The following is a 16,958-nucleotide window of genomic DNA, read 5'->3' on the forward strand; positions in this document are numbered from 1 at the left end:
TAGAATGTTTCAAAATATAGATGTAGCAAAACTCATCATTAGGCTAAGCCTTGGTATCATGATGCTCTTTCATGGAGTAGATAAGATAAGAAATGGTATAGGCGGAGTTAAGCACCTAGTCACAACGGCAGGATTGCCTGAGTTTTTGGCGTATGGAGTCTATGTTGGCGAGGTTTTAATGCCTCTTTTTATCATTCTAGGGCTTTATGCAAGAGTTGCCTCAGTTATTTTAGGCTTAACTATGGTATTTGCCATATTTTTAGCTTATGGAGGAGCTTTCTTAGCCCTAACAAAACACGGTGCACCTGCGATGGAACTTCCATTTTTGTATCTTGTCTTATCTCTAGGTGTCTTTTTTCTAGGTTCTGGGAGATATGCTCTAAACTCTAAATAAGTTTTGACAAATTATTTATACTTTGATATAATTTTTGTGTTGAGATGTATGAACCTTTTATATCTGCCTAACTAGCAGGTATCTAAAAGGATGAGGCTAAGACTTACGAGTCTTGGCCTTTTTTTTTGCCAATTTTTTGGTAAGGCTAGGGTGAGAGTGGACTTTTAGACTAAAGGTTCATTATGTCTCACAAAACAATAGTAGTCTTTTTAATGTTGATGGTGTTTACGCCCTCTTTTCATTAGTCAAAACAGAGAGATTAGTTACCCCTCTGGCTACTATTAAAATACTCTACTTTTAAATTAGCTTTATCCTTCAAATGAATTTTTCATCTTACTTTTTTAAAAAAGTAAGCAAAAAAGCTAAAATCCAAAGTGATAAGAAGACTAACTTACTTTGATAGCCTTGAATCATGGAACCGCAAACTTGTTCTGGGGATAAACTTCTTAAATGTAGATGCAAAGCCTTATCAGCCTCTAATAAGTTCGTGATTTTGCAGTTGTTAAACCTTACTTTCTCAAACTACACAAACACTTAAAAGCTTATGCGTCAGTTGCAACATTTTGGGAACCTCACAAAGTGAGGCTCGAAGCCGTTGCAAGAGTTTTTGTTTACTTTTTGCGAACAAAAAGTAAGAAGAAAGTATTAAATCAACTAAATTACTAGATTCCAAATAAATTTTTTACAAAATCTTTACGGATGTCTAACTTTTATAGTAGAGTTTAGGCTCCAACCTACAATAACCATAAGAACTACCACAACTATAGCTGGTAAGATATCATAGGCGTGAGTTAGATAGGCTAGCCATAGTAAAATCGCTCCTAGTGGAGTTGGTACGCCTGTAAAATACTTATCTACTTCGCCTGCATCTGTATTTAAGTTAAAATGAACAAGTCTTCTAAGTCCGCTAATAACATAGTAGATGCTTACAGCTGAGGCAAAGAGAAGTGATATACTTGAGAGCGAAGTCGCATATACAGCTTGAAATAATAAGAACACTGGAACAAGCACAAAAGTTAAAAAGTCTGCAAAACTGTCAAGTTGAACCCCAAACTCATTTGAGAGTTTAAACTTTCTAGCAATCTTGCCATCAAAGATATCAAAAGCACCGCCAATCCATGCTAAGATGATGGCTAAAACAAAGTTGTTTTGAGTGATAAAGTAAGTAGCAAGAAGACCAGCAGTAATATTTACAAAGGTAAAAAGATTTGCAAGGTTGAAGTGAGAACGAGGATTGTACAAAAATTTCATAAAGAGCCTTGAGCTAAATTTAGGTGTGATTATATCTCTAAAAATATTTTTAATCAAACTATCATGTACATTAAATCTTTTTTGATAACATTTATCATTATTAAGATGCTTTTAAATTAAAAAAGACTATCCTTGTGAATATAAAAAAATTAAAATTAAGAACATAGATGAAAACATTAAAAGATTGTCAAAAAAGTCAAAAGGTAAGAGTTGTAAAACTTCACGCTCCAAAAGAGCTTAAACAGAGGCTTATCTCTTTTGGCATCATGAAAGATACGATTTTACAAGTCATGGAATATGCACCTGCAAAATCTACCATAAAGATTAAAATTGGCAAGATGAGTTTAGCCTTAAGAGCTAAAGAAGCCGAATTTATAGAAGTGGAGTTAATATGAATGATACACAAGACAAAGCTTGCCCAGTCATAGCAAAGCACATAAAAGTAGCGCTTGTGGGCCAACCAAATGTTGGAAAAAGCATGCTTATCAACTCAGTATCAAATGCACATCTTCATGTGGGAAACTTCTCAGGTGTAACTGTAGATAAGACCGAGGTTTTGTTTGACTATAAAGGTTATCATTTTACGGTGGTTGATCTACCTGGAACTTATGCCTTTACGGACTACTCCATAGAAGAGAGAGTTACCCATAAGTATCTCTCTAGTGGTGGATATGACCTTATTATAAATGTAGTGGACTCTACAAACTTAGAGAAAAACCTACAACTTACCTCTGAGCTTATGAGCATGAACAAAGATATAGTCATTGCCTTAAATATGAGTGATGAGGCTAAAAAAGAGGGTATAGAGATAGATGCAGAGTATATGTCTGAGCTTCTTGGTATACCTTGTGTAAAAGTCTCCGCTGTTACAAAAGAGGGTATAGTGGAGCTTTTAGATGCAGTGGTAGAAGTTGGTTCAAAGGAGAGACAAGAGTCAAAGCTTATCTTTAGTGAAGCGGTTGAAGAAGAGATAGTAAAGATAGTTGAGTACTTGCAAAAACATAAGTATGAAGCACCAAATTCATATAGAAACATAGCTATAAATCTTTTGAAAAACAATAAAAAAACTTATGAGAGACTTCATGATGAGCCAATCTGGACGGAACTTCAACCCATCCTTATTGAGGCTACAAAACATATAGAGTTGCATCATGATAGTGATGATATTAAAGAGGCTTTTGCAGAAGAGTACGCTGCTTTTAACAAAGGTATCATCACAGAAGTTGTAAAACAAGCTCATACTCAAGAAGAAAAATCCGTTACTCAGAAAATAGATGATATCTTGATTCATCCACTCTTTGGCATCCCGATATTTCTTTTTCTTATGTGGGGACTTTTTCAGCTTACTTTTGAAGTAGGTTCTATCCCAATGGAGTGGTTAGAAGCCTTTTTTGGTTGGCTTGGCGACACTATAGGAGCTACTATTGCAAATGAAGATATCCGCTCACTTATAGTTGATGGTGTGATTGCTGGTGTTGGAGCTGTTGTTTTGTTTGTCCCAAATATTATTATACTTTTTATTGGGATTGCGCTCTTAGAGAGTACTGGCTATATGTCAAGAGTCGCTTTTTTACTTGATGGCTTTTTTCATAAATTTGGACTTCATGGGCAGTCTTTTATCCCACTTGTCACTGGTTTTGGATGCTCCATCCCCGCTTATATGAGTGCTAGAATACTAAAAAATGACAGGGATAGACTACTAACTCTTTTTATCATAGGTTTTATGAGTTGTGGGGCTAAACTTCCTGTTTATGTTCTTTTTGCAGGTGCTTTTTTCTCAGCTGAGATGGCTGGAAATGTTTTGTTTGCTATCTATATAGGCGGTGCTTTTCTTGGTCTAATTGCTGCAAAGATTTTAAAACTAACTGCGTTTAAAGGAGCTGACGAGCCTTTTGTTATGGAGATGCCAAAGTATAGACTTCCATCAGTAAAACTTATTTGGCATACAGTTTTAACAAAAACTATGATGTATCTAAAAAAAGCGGGTACTTTTATAGCAGCTGCATCTATGCTTATTTGGTTTTTGAGCAACTATCCGCACAACCTAGAGCTTGAAGAGGAGTTTGCAACCAAAATTGAGCTTGCATCTACACAAGAGAATAAGACTAAACTAAGAAATGAGTTTGCCGTTTTGCACTTAGAGCAGAGTTATTTGGGAAGTGTTGGAAAGTTTTCTGAGCCTCTCTTTACGCCACTTGGTTTTGACTGGAAAATGAGCGTCGCACTTCAAACCGGACTTGCAGCTAAAGAAGTAGTGGTCTCAACTCTAGGGGTTCTTTACGCTCTAGGCGATGAAGTAGATGAAGAGAGTAGCACCTTAGTAAATGCTATTAGTAAAAATATATCTTTTGCATCTGCTGTTGCTTTTATAGTAGTTGTTATGATATATCTTCCATGCTTGGCGGCATCTATAGTCTTTACTCGTGAGGCTGGCGGTATAAAGTACTTCTTTTACCTCTTTACTTTTACTTCAATCGCGGCTTATTCGCTAGCATTTGTAGCGTATAACATCGCTTTGATGTTTTCTTAGTGAGATACTTATTTTACTGGCAGGGACAAATGTCCCTTGCAACCCCTTAAAGCTACGAAAAATTATTTTCGAAAATCACAAGGTATTTATGGCTTTTTTATAAAAAGCACATAAGAAAATAATCTATTAGTTTAAATAGGATAAAATTTCATCATGAAAAAAATATTAATGATTGAAGATGACTTGGAATTAGCGGAGATATTGACTGAATATCTTGAGCAGTTTGATTTTGAGGTTATTACAGAAGATGATCCATTTAAAGCGGTGAGCATACTAAAGTTAGAGAAGTATGACTTAGTTATACTAGATCTTACTCTTCCTGGTATGGATGGACTTGAGGTTTGTGAAGCGATTCGTGAGAGGCAAGATATCCCAATTATCATCTCATCAGCTAGAAGTGATGTGACAGATAAAGTAAAAGCACTAGAACTCGGTGCGGATGACTACTTGCCAAAACCTTATGATCCAAGAGAACTTGAAGCTAGAATCCACTCAGTTTTAAGAAGATATGCTGCAAAATCAGAAGCAAAAGAGGAATCAAAGAGCGACTTTAGATGCGATATGTCTTCTATGATGATAACTTATAAAGGTAGAAATATAGACCTTACAAACGCAGAGTTTGGAATCCTTGCATATATGATAGCAAAACAAGGGCTTGTGGTATCAAGAGAAGACCTTATTCACAATGTAAATGCAATAAACGAAGACTCATCAAACAAAAGTATAGATGTGATGGTTGGCAGAATCAGAAATAAACTAGGCGATAAAACTCTTATAGAATCAGTTCGTGGAGTTGGATATAAGCTTTTAAAATAATAAATAATGATAATTTTTCTCTTGGCTATAAGCAAAGCTTCAGTGAGAGAAATTAGTAAAGAAATTTACTTTCTTTACTAGGGAGACAATATTGCGTAAACACGCCGTTTTAATAACTGTACTCTTTGCATTAACTGTTACGCTCTTTAGCGTTAGCGCAGTTTTTTGGGAGTTTTATAAGTTAAATAAAAATCAATATATAGAACATATTTTTACAAAACATGAAATAATCACTCAAATATATCGTGAGCATCTTCAAAAAAAGACTTCACAAATCATGCTTGAAGCAAACTTGGCAGTCTATAAATTTGTTATAGAAAAAGATAAGCATGAGCAAAAAGCAATTTTAAAAAAAGCAAAAACTCTAAAACAAAAAAATTTACAAAGAGTTGATGAAGCTGTTATGCTCAACAAAAAGGGCATTTTTACTCAGAAAATTGTTCGTGATGTTAGAATATCTATGCTTGAGCTAAATAAAACCATATACTTTTATATAGAAGGACCAATAGGTTCTGTACTTATTGAGGATGAGGGCTTAAAACCATTTACGTACTACTCTATTGCCTACTCTTACTTAACAATCATTTTGATAATCTCTATCTCTTTTGTTTTGATACTTCAAAGATTAAAGCCACTTATCCGTCTTAGAAGAAAGATAGCACTTTTTGGAAATGGAGATATGAACATATCTTTTAAAACCTCAGGAAGTGATGAGATAGCACTTGTTTCTAATGAGTTAGAGTACACAAGAGAGAAGATAAACACACTTCTAGAAGCAAGGACTCTTTTTTTAAGAAATATTATGCATGAGTTAAAGACACCCATAGCTAAAGGAACTATAGCTACTCAGATGCTTGGTACTCAAAAAGAGAGAGATAGGTTTAGCTCTATTTTTGGAAGACTAGAGTCTTTGGTTGAGGATTTTGCACTTATAGAAGAGGTAACTAGTATCAGCGACAAGAGCAATTTTAATGAGTATAGGCTTGTAGACATTATAGATGGTGCAATAGATATGGCTATGGTGGATAGAAAATGTGTAACTGTAGATGTAGATGCAGGAGTTAAGTTGCGAGCAAACTATAGACTCTACACTACAGCCATAAAAAATATGATAGATAATGGGATAAAATATTCAACAGATTCGCATGTAAAAATAGTTATGAAAAATGATGAGTTGTGTTTTGAGAGTAGGGGTGAGTGTATTGCACATCCACTTCAATACTACATAGAACCTTTTACGAAAGACAATCCAGCTAAAAATAGTTTTGGCTTAGGTCTCTACCTTGTCGACTCAATACTTAAAGTTCATGATAGAGTTTTAGCACACGAGTATGAAAATGGTGTTAACCGTTTTATATTTGCATAAGTTTTTGTATGTAAACTAACATGATGAGTAAATTAGATAGAAACATCAGAGCTTTGCTAACAGTTGCTTTTGCTTTGAGCTTTTTTGTTTTTGGTTGGCTTAGCCACTCTGCTTATGAGCCAGGGAAAAGGATACAAAAGCCATCTACTTTAGATGAGATTAAAAAAACTAAAAAATTAAATGTTGTTTTACTAAATGCACCATCAACCTATTATATAGGTGTAGAAGGCCCACAAGGCTTTGAGTATGACTTGCTTAGTGCTTATGCCAAGCATCTAGGAGTAACATTAAATATAACAACTGCAAACACTATCAAAGATGCCATCAGGCTCTCAAGACTACCTCATATTCATATAACTTCAGCATCACTTGCTAAAACAAAAGAGAGAGAAGAAAAGTTTAACTTTGGACCATCATACTTTGAAGTGCAAGAACAAGTTGTTTGTAATCGTGGGATGATTATCGGTGGAAATTTTCCACGAAATGTAGAAGAATTAGCAGGGCTTCGTATAAAAGTTGGAGAAGAAACAAGTTACAGCGAAACTTTGCGCTCACTTCAAGCGGATGGTTATGATATAAATGCCTCATTTGATGCTGAGTTATCAACTGAAGAACTTCTAGAGATGGTTGCATCACATGAGATAGACTGCACTGTGGCAGACTCAAACATATATACACTAAATCAAAGGTATATGCCACAGATTGAATCAGCTTTTATCATAAGTGGAAGAGAACAGTTGGCATGGGTTCTGGCCCCAAACTCTAAAAAACTTGAAGCTGATATGTACTCATGGCTTAACAACTTTAATCAAAGTGGTAAATTAGCTCAATTAAAAGATCACTACTATAGCTATATGCTTTTCTTTGACTACTACGATAACACAATGTTTTATAAACGGGTAAAATCAAGACTTCCTAAATACAAAAAATATTTTAAAGAGTATGGAGAGATGTATGGTATTCCTTGGACACTACTAGCTGCACAGTCTTATCAAGAGTCGCACTGGAATCCTAAAGCAAAGAGCTTTACGGGAGTTCGAGGTTTGATGATGTTAACGCTAAAAACAGCAAAGCTCTTAGGTGTAAAAAATCGTCTTGACCCCAAACAGAGTATAAAAGGTGGAACTAGGCATATCAACCAGATGCTAAAAAATGTTCCAGATGAAGTAAAGGGAGAGGACCGTTTAAAGTTTGCACTAGCTGCTTACAACGTAGGCATGGGGCACATTATAGACGCACAAAGTTTAGCTACAAAAATGGGACTTAATAAAAATATCTGGAGTGACTTGAAAAAGGTTTTACCGCTCTTATCTCAAAAAAAGTACTACAAAACTCTAAAACATGGTTACGCTAGAGGAAGTGAACCCGTTAGATATGTTGACTCTATCTATGATTATAGAGACATTTTACAAAATATAAATGAAGAAGCTAAAGAAATAAAAGAGCAAAAAATAGATGAGGAGAAGTAAAAGGAACATTTTTTATATGAACACTCTGAGTTTTTTTAAAACCTTAGCTTTAGTGGCCTCAGCGGCCTTAGCGAAGTAAAAGGAACTTGTTCCTTTTACGGACTAATTAAAGAGTATTGCCTTCCTTGCCATCAGAGAGTGAAGTTAAAAAACTCTCCATGTCGTACTTGACTCTATATTCAGGTGTCATGATGTGGATTAGTATATCGCCAAGATCTATAACTACCCAGTCCTCGCTCTCATCAACATGCATAAAAGTCTCAGTTGGTTTTAGGTCAGTTTTTATGTGATTTAAAAGAGCACTTGTGTGCTTTGCACCTAATGATGAAGCTATGATAGCATACTCCACAAAGTAGTTTTTCTCTCTTAAGTCAAAGACTTCTATGGACTCTGCTTTGTTTTTATCTAGTGAGTTTACTATTGTTTGTATTCTTGATTGCATTTGTTTCCTTGGTAAAATTCTATTATCTCATCTGCACATCTTGATGGCAGTTTTGTTATGTCTAAATTTTTTCTTAACATAGTAGATGAAACATCTATGTCAATATTAATACTCATATACCCATCTGGTATATCTATACTGTTTCTTTTGGCTACTATAAATGTAACTAAACTATTTAGTTCATCAAAATTTGTCCATTTACGTAGTGTGGCAAGATTATCTGCACCTATGACTAAGTATACCTTTTTATATCTTTTTAGAAGATATTTTACGCTTTGCACGCTTGGAACTTTTCTGTTTTGCTTAACTTCATAGTCACTTACTTCCACCTTTTTTGTGTCACTAAAAATCTCTTTTAACCATTTTAATCTTAACTCTGATGGTGCAAAGAAATGTGATTTAAAAGGGTTTAAATATGTCGGCATCACTACTACTTTGTCAATCTCTTTTATCTCCAAAAGAGCTTTTACAAGAGCCTCGTGAGCGATGTGAGGTGGGTCAAAAGAGCCACCAAAAAGTGCGATAGTTTCCATATGCTTATCCAAATTTAAAGCGAATTATAGCTAATTTTAGATAAAATAATCCAATTTTTTTAATTTTAGGAAATATAATGGCACTTAAGATAGCAATAAACGGATTTGGTAGGATTGGTCGTTGTGTAGCTCGCATTGCGGCTAGTAGAAGTGATGTAGAAATTGTAGCAATAAATGATATGGCTACAATCGATATGATGCTTTATCTACTTAAAAATGATTCAGTTCACGGAACGTTTAAGAGTGAAGTAATTCAAGTTGATGAAAACAATATTCTCATAGATGGTAAAAATGTTAGAGTTTTTAGTAATCGTGACCCTAAAAAACTTGCCTTTGCTGATTGCGGTGCTGACATAGTTTTAGAGTGTACAGGAGTTTTTTTAACTCAAGAGAGCGCACAGATTCACATAAACAATGGTGTTACTAAAGTTCTCTTTTCTGCTCCATCAAAAGATAAAGAGACAGCTACTTTTGTTATGGGTGTAAATGAGCATCTATACGATGGGCAAAAAATAGTCTCAAATGCTTCTTGTACTACAAACTGTTTAGGTCCTATTGCTAAGACTCTAGATGATGCTTTTGGGATAGAAAAGGGCCTAATGACTACGATTCACTCTTATACGAATGACCAAAATATTTTAGATGTAAAACACTCAAAAGATAGACGTCGCGCAAGAGCAGGGGCTATAAATATGATACCTACTACAACAGGTGCTGCAAAAGCGATAGGACTAGTTCTTCCTCAGCTTGTTGGAAAACTCCACGGTCAAAGCGTTCGCGTTCCAACTCCTAATGTTTCTATGGTTGATTTGAATGTCGTAGTTAGTAGAAAAACTAGCAAAGAAGAGGTGACAGCTGTATTTAACGAGATGGCAGAGACTAAACTAAAGGGGCTTTTGCTTATTGACAAAGAGATGAGAGTGTCTCAGGACTTCGTTGGATGTCAGTATAGCTCGATAGTTGCAGAGGACTTAACTCAAGTTATAGCAGGCGATATGGTAAAAGTTATGGCATGGTATGATAATGAGTGGGGCTACTCTATGAGACTTCTTGATATGGCACTTCATATCTCATCTAAATAATACGCAAGAGTACTTTTAGTAGTAAGCTCACAATCTAGCATTGTAAAAGAAATTAAGGAACTAAATGGAATTATTAAACATAAAAAACTTAGATTTAGCTGGTAAAAAAGTCTTTATAAGATGTGACTTTAATGTACCTATGGATGAGTATGGAAATATATCTGATGATAGAAGAATCCGCTCAGCTCTTTCTTCCATAAACTACTGTCTTGACCAAGAGTGTGCAGTTATCTTAGCATCACACTTTGGTCGCCCAAGAGGCAAGGTAGATGAAAAATACTCTTTAGTTCCAGTAGCAAGAAGGATTCAGCACCTTCTAAAAAGAGAAGTAATAATAGCAAAAGATGTTATAGGTCCAGATGCAATATCTAAGGCAGCTGCACTTGAGAAGTCTCAAGTACTACTTCTAGAAAATCTTCGTTTTGAAGAGGGGGAGACTAAAAACGATAGAGAGCTCTCAGAAAAACTAGCATCAATGGCAGAATTTTATATAAATGATGCTTTTGGAGTTAGCCATAGAGCCCACGCCTCAGTAGAGGGGATAACGCATTTTTTTGATAATGAGCATAAGGCTGCTGGCTTTTTACTGCAAAAAGAGATAACATTTTTCTCCAAACTTATAAACAATCCAGTTCGACCTTTTGCCGCAATAATTGGAGGCTCAAAAATCTCTGGAAAATTAGAAGCTCTTATAAATCTACTTCCAAAAGTAGACAAGATGTTTCTAGGAGGTGGTATGGCGTTTACATTTTTAAAAAAGATGGGTTACAACATAGGTGCGTCTTTAGTAGAGGATGATTTGCTCGAAGAAGCTGGGCAGATTATGGAAGAAGCAAAAAGATTAGGCGTTAAATTTTACCTGCCTGTAGATGTTATAGTGGCTGATAAATTTTCAGAAGATGCAGTTAGTAAGATTGTAACTACACAAGAGATTCCAAACTCTTGGATGGGGCTAGATATTGGACCTGCTACTGTTAGACTTTACCGTGAGGGACTAAGTGATGTGCAAACTGTTCTTTGGAATGGACCAATGGGTGTATATGAGATGGAAAAATTTGCAAGAGGTTCTAGTAAAATTGCTAACTTTGTAGCTGATAGTTATGCTACAACTGTAGTTGGTGGTGGAGATACAGCTGACCTTGTTCAAAGAATTGGAGTAGATGATGAGATGAGTTTTATCTCTACAGGCGGTGGAGCATCACTAGAACTTTTAGAGGGAAAAATGCTTCCAGGTGTTGAGCCTTTAATTGTTAATAAAGAGGCTTAAAATGATAATTGCAGCAAATTTAAAAACAAACTTAACTAGAGCACAGACACTAGAATATCTTAAAAATTTAGAATCATGTTTAAATGAAAATAGTATCACTCAAGAAGTTATGGTATTTCCATCTCCAACTTCCCTAAATGCTCATGATGGAAAAATTATAATAGGCACTCAAAATGCTTATGGAACTAGTAGTGGCGCATTTACTGGAGAGATAGGAAGTATGCATCTTGATGAATTTGGCATAAAAACCATCCTCATCGGTCACAGCGAGAGAAGACATATATTAGGTGAGACGCAAGAAGAGATTGTAAATAAATTTAACTTTTATAAAAATCTCGGGTTTAAGATAGTCTATTGTGTAGGAGAACCTCTTGAAGTCAGAGAAGCTGGATTTGAATATATGATGGAGTATATCTCAAAACAGTATGAGGGCATAGATTCAAACTATGAGAGCCTTATAATAGCCTATGAGCCAGTTTGGGCAATAGGTACAGGACTTACTCCAACTAGCGAGGATATAGCGTTACTTCATAAAGAGCTAAAGAAAAAATTACCTGCTCCACTTCTTTATGGTGGAAGTGTAAAAGTAAACAATGCCAAAGAAGTTTTAAGCATAGATGCAGTTGATGGCATCTTAGTAGGAGGTGCTGCACTAAATGTAGAAGACTTTTGCACAATGTGTGAAATAGCACAAGGATTGAGTGGTTAGCACTCGTTACACTTACTCTAAGACTGTGAAACAACTCGGAAGTGATTTAGGCCTCGCAGAAATACTTTAAGGCCCTACAGGGCGAGGCTAAAGCCTTACTTCCAAAAGGCGTAAAATTTGCTCTCATTCCCAAGTTCTAAGAGTGTGGAGAGAGAAGCACTTTAAAGTAGTTTAGTCTCGAACAAATTTGAGGTTCCAATATATGTAAAAACATTATTTAAGAGGCACTGGTGCCGAGAGCTTTGCGCTGAAGCTTGTCGTAAAACTCTCTGTGAGAAATATAGTGCGCCTAGAGGAAGTACCCTTGAGGTATTAGCGTAGCTAAAGAGACTAGTTTCTTTGGCGTGATAAATGAATAGGGAAAAGGTTCCCTTAAATTTATGAAATAAATTAAAGGAAATAAAAGTATGATAATGAAAGGTAAAAAAGGTCTTATTGTAGGTCTTGCAAATAATAAATCAATAGCTTATGGAATAGCAAAAGCTTGTCATGAGCAGGGCGCACATATGGCTTTTACTTACTTAAATGATGCACTCAAAAAAAGAGTTGAGCCAATTGCAAAAGAGTTTGGAAGTGATAAAATTTATGAACTTGATGTCTCAAATGAAGAACATATGGCAGGAATCGCTACGTTAGTTGAAAAAGACTTTGGAAAGATTGACTTTTTAGTTCATTCTGTTGCATTTGCACCAAAAGAAGCATTGAGTGAGCCTTTTATAAAGACTTCTAAAAAAGCGTTTGGGATCGCTATGGATATCTCTGTATACTCATTTATCGACTTAACAAACCGCTTAGAGGGCGTTTTATCAGATGATGCATCTATACTAACACTTTCATATCTAGGTGGTCCTAAGTACATAGTAAACTACAATGTTATGGGTGTTGCTAAAGCTGCATTAGAATCAAGTGTAAGATATATGGCGGTAGATTTAGGTAAAAAGGGTCAAAGAGTAAATGCAATCTCAGCAGGACCGATAAGAACGCTCGCAGCTGCTGGGATAGGTGATTTTAAACAGATTCTTAATTGGAATGAAACAAATTCACCTCTAAAGAAAAATGTCACAACTGAGCAGGTTGGAAACTCTGCTATGTATCTATTAAGCGACTTAGCATCTGGTGTGACTGGTGAAATTCACTATGTTGATAGTGGATATAACATCATGGGGATGGCAGCTGCTGAGACCAACGGAGATGGTAAAACTGTCTTTTCATGGGATGTTCGTAAGTAGTTTTACGAATATAATGGTTATAAAATCATTGGAAATTCCAGTTTTATATAACCATTGATTTCAAATACATTTATATGAGACTTTAAAGCTTGTCTTTCTAAATTGTGGCTCGCTTCTATAGGGGTATTGGCTTTACATTTTATATATGCAATGCTATACCTCTTAGCATCTATGACCTCATATTCTCCAACTTTTACATGGACGGAAATTTTAACCTGCTTTGACTCTATAAAGAGTTTAAAACATTCATTTAGAGTAAGCAAAAAATTGTTTATATTGACTTTTATCTCAGGTATCGATGTATCGTACTCTCCAGTGATAGTTGTTTTTGTAAAGTCAAAGTTTGTATTTTTTGCTATATCTATAAGACTAAAAATATTTGTTTGTTGTACATCTTCAATTTTAGCTACCTCTTTTTCTATATCTACTTGCTTATACAACTCTATAGCTATATGTTCATCATCTAGATACCCTATAAGAATCGCATAATATTTCATCTTTGCATATTTTAGATGGATATATTTTCTCTCAAATCCAAAGTTGTAAGGTGAGTGTTTTAAAGTTAATTCAAATATCTCTTTAGGAGATATACTATTAAAAAGAATTTCAGCCTCATAGTTGAAATCGAGAAGTTTACCCTCATTGTTAAATAGAATAAAAGGATTTATAGATTCATTAATAAATGATTTATAAAAGTTATCACTATACATTTTTATCTACTTCAAAATAACTACTTAGCTTTTTTCTAAGCGTCATTCTATTTATATCTAAATGGTTTGCCATCTGAACCTGAGATTTATATGTCTCTTTAGATGCCCTTAAAAGTGGGATTTCAAAAATTTCTAATAAATCTTTATAGGAGTTTTTTTTATTTTTTAAGTCATTTATAAAATATGTATATAAAATATCCATAAGTTCATCCTTAGAAATAGAGTTGAGTAAAATGCTTTTATATATAGACTGTTTTAAAGAAACTCCATTTTTAGATATATCTATCTTTACATCAGCTACATTTTTATTGGAGAAATAGACTTTATTTGCCTCATTTATATAGATGCTAGTCAACTCCTCTAAGTCCTCTTTTCGCTTAGATAAAGATTCTAACTTAATCTGAATAGGAAATGTGTTTAAATCATCTCTATAGTTTGGTGAGGCTGTAGCTATAACTCTTACAGTTTTTAACTTTTGGAAAAATTGTTTTTTATTTATAAGAGAATCAATATTAAAAATCATCAAAGATTTGAAACTATGTATATCTAGTTGTTTATTTAGTATCAACTTCTCTATCTCTAAAGCTTCAAAACTTTCACAATTTTGTAAAATTTCCTTAGCTAAAGTTTTCTTTCCCACACCAACTTCACCATATATTAAAATATTAACTGGCAAGCCCGCTGACATTTTTGCAACATGTAGAGCTTTTTTTGAAGATTCTGATAATGCTATAAAATTTTTCATGTCTAATTTTATCATAAACTATTTAAGCTATAAGACTGTATATAAAATACTCATTTATATGTATAAATAATACTCAATTGATGATATAATTTTTAGATGTCAAGTAAGGGAGATGAAATGGAAAGTTTCACAGATATTAAGTATATTTTAGACAGTTTTTTAATGTTGTTTGGTGGCATATTAGTTATGTGGATGGCAGCAGGGTTTGCTATGCTTGAAGCTGGACTAACAAGAAGTAAAAATACAGCGACTATTTTGACAAAAAATGTAGCCTTATATGCTTTGAGCTGTATTATGTTTTATTTTATAGGTTATAACCTAATGTATGGCGAGGGAAGCTCATTCATGGGTGGAGGCTTTGCCCTTAGTGGTTTTACAAGTGAAGGTTTAGGTCATTCTGTAATGGCAGATTTTTTCTTTCAAGTTGTCTTTGTTGCAACTGCTTCATCTGTAATTTCAGGGACGTTAGCTGAGAGAATGAAACTATGGCCATTTTTGATATTTGTAGTTATATTATCATCTGTGATTTATCCTATTCAAGGTCACTGGAGTTGGGGTGGCACATCTTTGGGAGGTCTAATAGAAGGTTTTTCTGACTTCGCTGGTTCTACAATAGTTCACTCAGTAGGTGGATGGGCGGCACTAGCTGGTGTAATAATCCTTGGAGCAAGAAAAGGTAAGTATGACAAAGAGGGTCATGTTAGACCAATTCCTGGATCAAATATGCCACTTGCAACTATAGGTACACTAATACTTTGGATGGGATGGTTTGGTTTTAATGGGGCTTCTCAACTGACCATGGGTTCAAGCAATGATATAGATGTAATCGCTACGATAATGGCTTCTACAAATATGGCTGCAGCTGTAGGAGCTATAGCAGCAGTAGCACTTACTCAGCTTTTATACAAAAAAGTTGATTTGACAATGGTTTTAAATGGTGCATTGGCTGGTCTTGTTTCTGTCACAGCAGCTCCTAATACTGGTATGGGGTATGCAACAACAGTTGGAGCAGTTGGTGCAACTTTAGCAGTATTTGCAGTACCTTTTTTTGATAAGCTAAAACTTGATGACCCAGTTGGTGCGCTTTCAGTTCACTTAGTAGCAGGTATTTGGGGAACTTTGGCTGTAGGCATCTTTGGTAATGGTAAATTTATGCCACAACTTATAGGTGTCTTAGTTATAGGTGCATTTGTTTTTACAACTTCATTTTTTGTGTGGAAAGTCTTGGATATGCTTTTAGGATTAAGAGTAGGTGAACAAGAAGAGACAGAGGGTCTTGATATACATGAACTTGGACTTGAAGCGTATCCAGAGTTTAAAAGACATTAAGCAGATTAAACAAATTTATAGTAGGAGTAAAATATGAAAAAGATGGAAGTTATAATCAAACCTTTTAAGCTTGAGGATGTAAAGGTTGCTTTAGCTGAGATAGGTATTACAGGTATGACTGTGTTTGAAGTAAAAGGTTACGGAAGACAAAAAGGACATAGTGAACTTTATCGCGGTGCTGAGTATACAATTGATTTTATTCCAAAAATCAAACTTGATATAGTTGTAAATGATGAGGATGTTGATAAGGTTGTTGAAGTTGTTATAAACTCTGCAAAAACTGGAAAAATTGGAGATGGAAAAATCTTTATTTCTGATATTGAGAAGATTGTTAGAATCAGAACAGGTGAAACTGGTAGCCAAGCGGTTTAATAGCTTCTCCTAAATTTATAAAATAAGGAAAAAATGAAAAAGGTAGTAATTAGTTTATTAGCAGCAGTAGCAACTACAGGCGTATATGCTGATAGTATAGTGTCAGGAGTTAAAGTAAGTGCAAATATAGCATTAACTAGTAACTACATATGGAGAGGTATGACTCAAAGTGAAAATTTACCTGCAATTGGGGGTGGATTTGACTTGGATTATAAAGGTCTATATCTTGGAACATGGGGTTCTAGTGTTAGTTATGAAGGAAGCGATGCTTCTATGGAACTTGATGCTTATGCAGGATATAAAAACGAAGTTTATGGAGTTGGGTATGATATAGGATACATTTATTATGCTTATCCAAACGACTCACAAGCGCTAAACTTTAGTGAAGCGTATTTAGGACTTAGTTATGATTTTGAAGTAGTTGAAATCGGAGCAAAATATAACCTAGGTATAAAAACTGATGATGGAGATCTAGAAGATGTGTATGAAGCTTATGTTTCTCTTGCTTTACCTATGGATATCAGCCTAGATGCAAGTGTTGGTAAGTATGAACATATAGGAGTTTATTATCTTGTTGGTGTTACTAAAACTATCTCTAGTTATGACTTTAGTCTTGCATATACTGAAATGGATTTTGAAGCTTCTAAGACTAAGAAGCAAGATAGTGTTGTAGCTACAATCTCTGCTAGTTTCTAAGAAGTTTTTAACTCTTTT

The 16,958-nt window shown here is 34.8% G+C and carries 18 protein-coding genes; 13 read left to right on the plus strand and 5 right to left on the minus strand.

Going from position 1 to position 16,958, the window contains the following annotated elements; all coding sequences use genetic code 11:
* Positions 1–4: 4 nt before the first annotated feature.
* Positions 5–394 carry a DoxX family protein gene (locus tag M947_RS16425; protein WP_021287159.1) on the plus strand — a complete coding sequence of 130 codons (390 nt, stop codon included), beginning with the start codon at positions 5–7 and terminating at the stop codon, positions 392–394.
* Between the two features lie 693 nt (positions 395–1,087).
* On the opposite strand, the gene M947_RS16430 is transcribed toward M947_RS16425, so the two are convergent.
* Positions 1,088–1,645: a CDP-alcohol phosphatidyltransferase family protein gene (locus tag M947_RS16430; protein ID WP_021287160.1), complete on the minus strand. Its 558-nt coding sequence runs from the start codon at positions 1,643–1,645 to the stop codon at positions 1,088–1,090.
* 167 nt (positions 1,646–1,812) lie between these two features.
* Here M947_RS16430 and M947_RS16435 point away from each other — a divergent pair, with 167 nt between their 5' ends.
* The 5 genes from M947_RS16435 (at position 1,813) to mltF (ending at position 7,826) form a co-directional block, all read left to right on the plus strand.
* Entirely contained in the window at positions 1,813–2,040 is a 228-nt protein-coding gene (locus M947_RS16435) for a FeoA family protein (RefSeq protein WP_021287161.1), read from the plus strand.
* Entirely contained in the window at positions 2,037–4,175 is a 2,139-nt protein-coding gene (gene feoB, locus M947_RS16440; protein ID WP_021287162.1) for a ferrous iron transport protein B, read from the plus strand. Before M947_RS16435 ends, feoB begins: the two co-directional genes overlap by 4 nt.
* Before the next feature lie 153 nt (positions 4,176–4,328).
* On the plus strand, positions 4,329–4,991 hold the full coding sequence (locus M947_RS16445) for a response regulator transcription factor (RefSeq protein WP_021287163.1): 663 nt from the start codon (positions 4,329–4,331) through the stop codon (positions 4,989–4,991).
* A gap of 91 nt (positions 4,992–5,082) precedes the next feature.
* A complete protein-coding gene (locus M947_RS16450) occupies positions 5,083–6,357 on the plus strand; it encodes an ArsS family sensor histidine kinase (RefSeq protein ID WP_021287164.1) in 1,275 nt (424 codons plus the stop codon).
* A 20-nt stretch (positions 6,358–6,377) separates the two neighbouring features.
* Positions 6,378–7,826 (plus strand): membrane-bound lytic murein transglycosylase MltF, encoded by a 1,449-nt coding sequence (mltF, locus tag M947_RS16455; RefSeq protein WP_021287165.1) that lies wholly within the window; start codon positions 6,378–6,380, stop codon positions 7,824–7,826.
* A gap of 106 nt (positions 7,827–7,932) precedes the next feature.
* Here the strand turns inward: mltF and rsfS are convergent, their stop codons facing one another.
* The gene (gene rsfS, locus M947_RS16460; protein WP_021287166.1) at positions 7,933–8,268 is read right to left on the minus strand and encodes a ribosome silencing factor; all 336 of its coding nucleotides are present in this window, start codon (positions 8,266–8,268) and stop codon (positions 7,933–7,935) included.
* A complete protein-coding gene (nadD, locus tag M947_RS16465) occupies positions 8,244–8,801 on the minus strand; it encodes a nicotinate (nicotinamide) nucleotide adenylyltransferase (protein ID WP_021287167.1) in 558 nt (185 codons plus the stop codon). The genes rsfS and nadD overlap by 25 nt, the downstream gene beginning before the upstream one ends.
* Positions 8,802–8,878: 77 nt before the next feature.
* Between nadD and gap the strand changes: the two genes are divergently transcribed.
* The 4 genes from gap to fabI all read left to right on the plus strand — a co-directional run bounded on the left by gap (position 8,879) and on the right by fabI (position 13,088).
* Positions 8,879–9,883, plus strand: a complete 1,005-nt coding sequence (gene gap / locus M947_RS16470) for a type I glyceraldehyde-3-phosphate dehydrogenase (RefSeq protein ID WP_021287168.1) — start codon at positions 8,879–8,881, stop codon at positions 9,881–9,883.
* 64 nt (positions 9,884–9,947) lie between these two features.
* Entirely contained in the window at positions 9,948–11,150 is a 1,203-nt protein-coding gene (locus M947_RS16475; protein WP_021287169.1) for a phosphoglycerate kinase, read from the plus strand.
* Between the two features lies 1 nt (position 11,151).
* A complete protein-coding gene (locus tag M947_RS16480; protein ID WP_021287170.1) occupies positions 11,152–11,859 on the plus strand; it encodes a triose-phosphate isomerase in 708 nt (235 codons plus the stop codon).
* Between the two features lie 407 nt (positions 11,860–12,266).
* Entirely contained in the window at positions 12,267–13,088 is an 822-nt protein-coding gene (fabI, locus tag M947_RS16485; protein ID WP_021287171.1) for an enoyl-ACP reductase FabI, read from the plus strand.
* A gap of 17 nt (positions 13,089–13,105) precedes the next feature.
* On the opposite strand, the gene M947_RS16490 is transcribed toward fabI, so the two are convergent.
* Together M947_RS16490 and M947_RS16495 are read right to left on the minus strand one after the other, a co-directional pair.
* On the minus strand, positions 13,106–13,798 hold the full coding sequence (locus M947_RS16490) for a hypothetical protein (RefSeq protein WP_021287172.1): 693 nt from the start codon (positions 13,796–13,798) through the stop codon (positions 13,106–13,108).
* Positions 13,791–14,558 carry a sigma 54-interacting transcriptional regulator gene (locus M947_RS16495; RefSeq protein ID WP_021287173.1) on the minus strand — a complete coding sequence of 256 codons (768 nt, stop codon included), beginning with the start codon at positions 14,556–14,558 and terminating at the stop codon, positions 13,791–13,793. The genes M947_RS16490 and M947_RS16495 overlap by 8 nt, the downstream gene beginning before the upstream one ends.
* 102 nt (positions 14,559–14,660) lie before the next feature.
* On the opposite strand from M947_RS16495, the gene M947_RS16500 reads away from it, so the two are divergent.
* Genes M947_RS16500 through M947_RS16510 form a run of 3 tightly spaced genes read left to right on the plus strand, consistent with a single transcriptional unit; the run spans position 14,661 to position 16,940 of the window.
* Positions 14,661–15,872 (plus strand): ammonium transporter family protein, encoded by a 1,212-nt coding sequence (locus M947_RS16500; RefSeq protein ID WP_021287174.1) that lies wholly within the window; start codon positions 14,661–14,663, stop codon positions 15,870–15,872.
* Between the two features lie 33 nt (positions 15,873–15,905).
* Positions 15,906–16,244, plus strand: coding sequence for a P-II family nitrogen regulator (locus M947_RS16505; protein WP_021287175.1), 339 nt, complete (start codon positions 15,906–15,908; stop codon positions 16,242–16,244).
* Positions 16,245–16,277: 33 nt separating this feature from the next.
* Positions 16,278–16,940 carry a TorF family putative porin gene (locus tag M947_RS16510; RefSeq protein WP_021287176.1) on the plus strand — a complete coding sequence of 221 codons (663 nt, stop codon included), beginning with the start codon at positions 16,278–16,280 and terminating at the stop codon, positions 16,938–16,940.
* Positions 16,941–16,958: the final 18 nt, after the last annotated feature.

The sequence above is a fragment of the Sulfurimonas hongkongensis genome (assembly GCF_000445475.1).
In the GTDB taxonomy this organism is placed as follows: Bacteria; Campylobacterota; Campylobacteria; order Campylobacterales; family Sulfurimonadaceae; genus Sulfurimonas; species Sulfurimonas hongkongensis.

Bases quoted from the DNA above. Each gene is read 5' to 3' on its own strand.
- M947_RS16475 (WP_021287169.1), top strand. From the start codon at position 9,948: ATGGAATTATTAAACATAAAAAACTTAGATTTAGCTGGTAAAAAAGTC.
- M947_RS16500 (WP_021287174.1), top strand. From the start codon at position 14,661: ATGGAAAGTTTCACAGATATTAAGTATATTTTAGACAGTTTTTTAATG.
- M947_RS16480 (WP_021287170.1), top strand. From the start codon at position 11,152: ATGATAATTGCAGCAAATTTAAAAACAAACTTAACTAGAGCACAGACA.
- M947_RS16425 (WP_021287159.1), top strand. From the start codon at position 5: ATGTTTCAAAATATAGATGTAGCAAAACTCATCATTAGGCTAAGCCTT.
- feoB (WP_021287162.1), top strand. From the start codon at position 2,037: ATGAATGATACACAAGACAAAGCTTGCCCAGTCATAGCAAAGCACATA.
- fabI (WP_021287171.1), top strand. From the start codon at position 12,267: ATGATAATGAAAGGTAAAAAAGGTCTTATTGTAGGTCTTGCAAATAAT.
- nadD (WP_021287167.1), bottom strand. From the start codon at position 8,801: ATGGAAACTATCGCACTTTTTGGTGGCTCTTTTGACCCACCTCACATC.
- M947_RS16445 (WP_021287163.1), top strand. From the start codon at position 4,329: ATGAAAAAAATATTAATGATTGAAGATGACTTGGAATTAGCGGAGATA.
- M947_RS16490 (WP_021287172.1), bottom strand. From the start codon at position 13,798: ATGTATAGTGATAACTTTTATAAATCATTTATTAATGAATCTATAAAT.
- rsfS (WP_021287166.1), bottom strand. From the start codon at position 8,268: ATGCAATCAAGAATACAAACAATAGTAAACTCACTAGATAAAAACAAA.
- M947_RS16495 (WP_021287173.1), bottom strand. From the start codon at position 14,558: ATGATAAAATTAGACATGAAAAATTTTATAGCATTATCAGAATCTTCA.
- gap (WP_021287168.1), top strand. From the start codon at position 8,879: ATGGCACTTAAGATAGCAATAAACGGATTTGGTAGGATTGGTCGTTGT.
- mltF (WP_021287165.1), top strand. From the start codon at position 6,378: ATGATGAGTAAATTAGATAGAAACATCAGAGCTTTGCTAACAGTTGCT.
- M947_RS16430 (WP_021287160.1), bottom strand. From the start codon at position 1,645: ATGAAATTTTTGTACAATCCTCGTTCTCACTTCAACCTTGCAAATCTT.
- M947_RS16510 (WP_021287176.1), top strand. From the start codon at position 16,278: ATGAAAAAGGTAGTAATTAGTTTATTAGCAGCAGTAGCAACTACAGGC.
- M947_RS16435 (WP_021287161.1), top strand. From the start codon at position 1,813: ATGAAAACATTAAAAGATTGTCAAAAAAGTCAAAAGGTAAGAGTTGTA.
- M947_RS16505 (WP_021287175.1), top strand. From the start codon at position 15,906: ATGAAAAAGATGGAAGTTATAATCAAACCTTTTAAGCTTGAGGATGTA.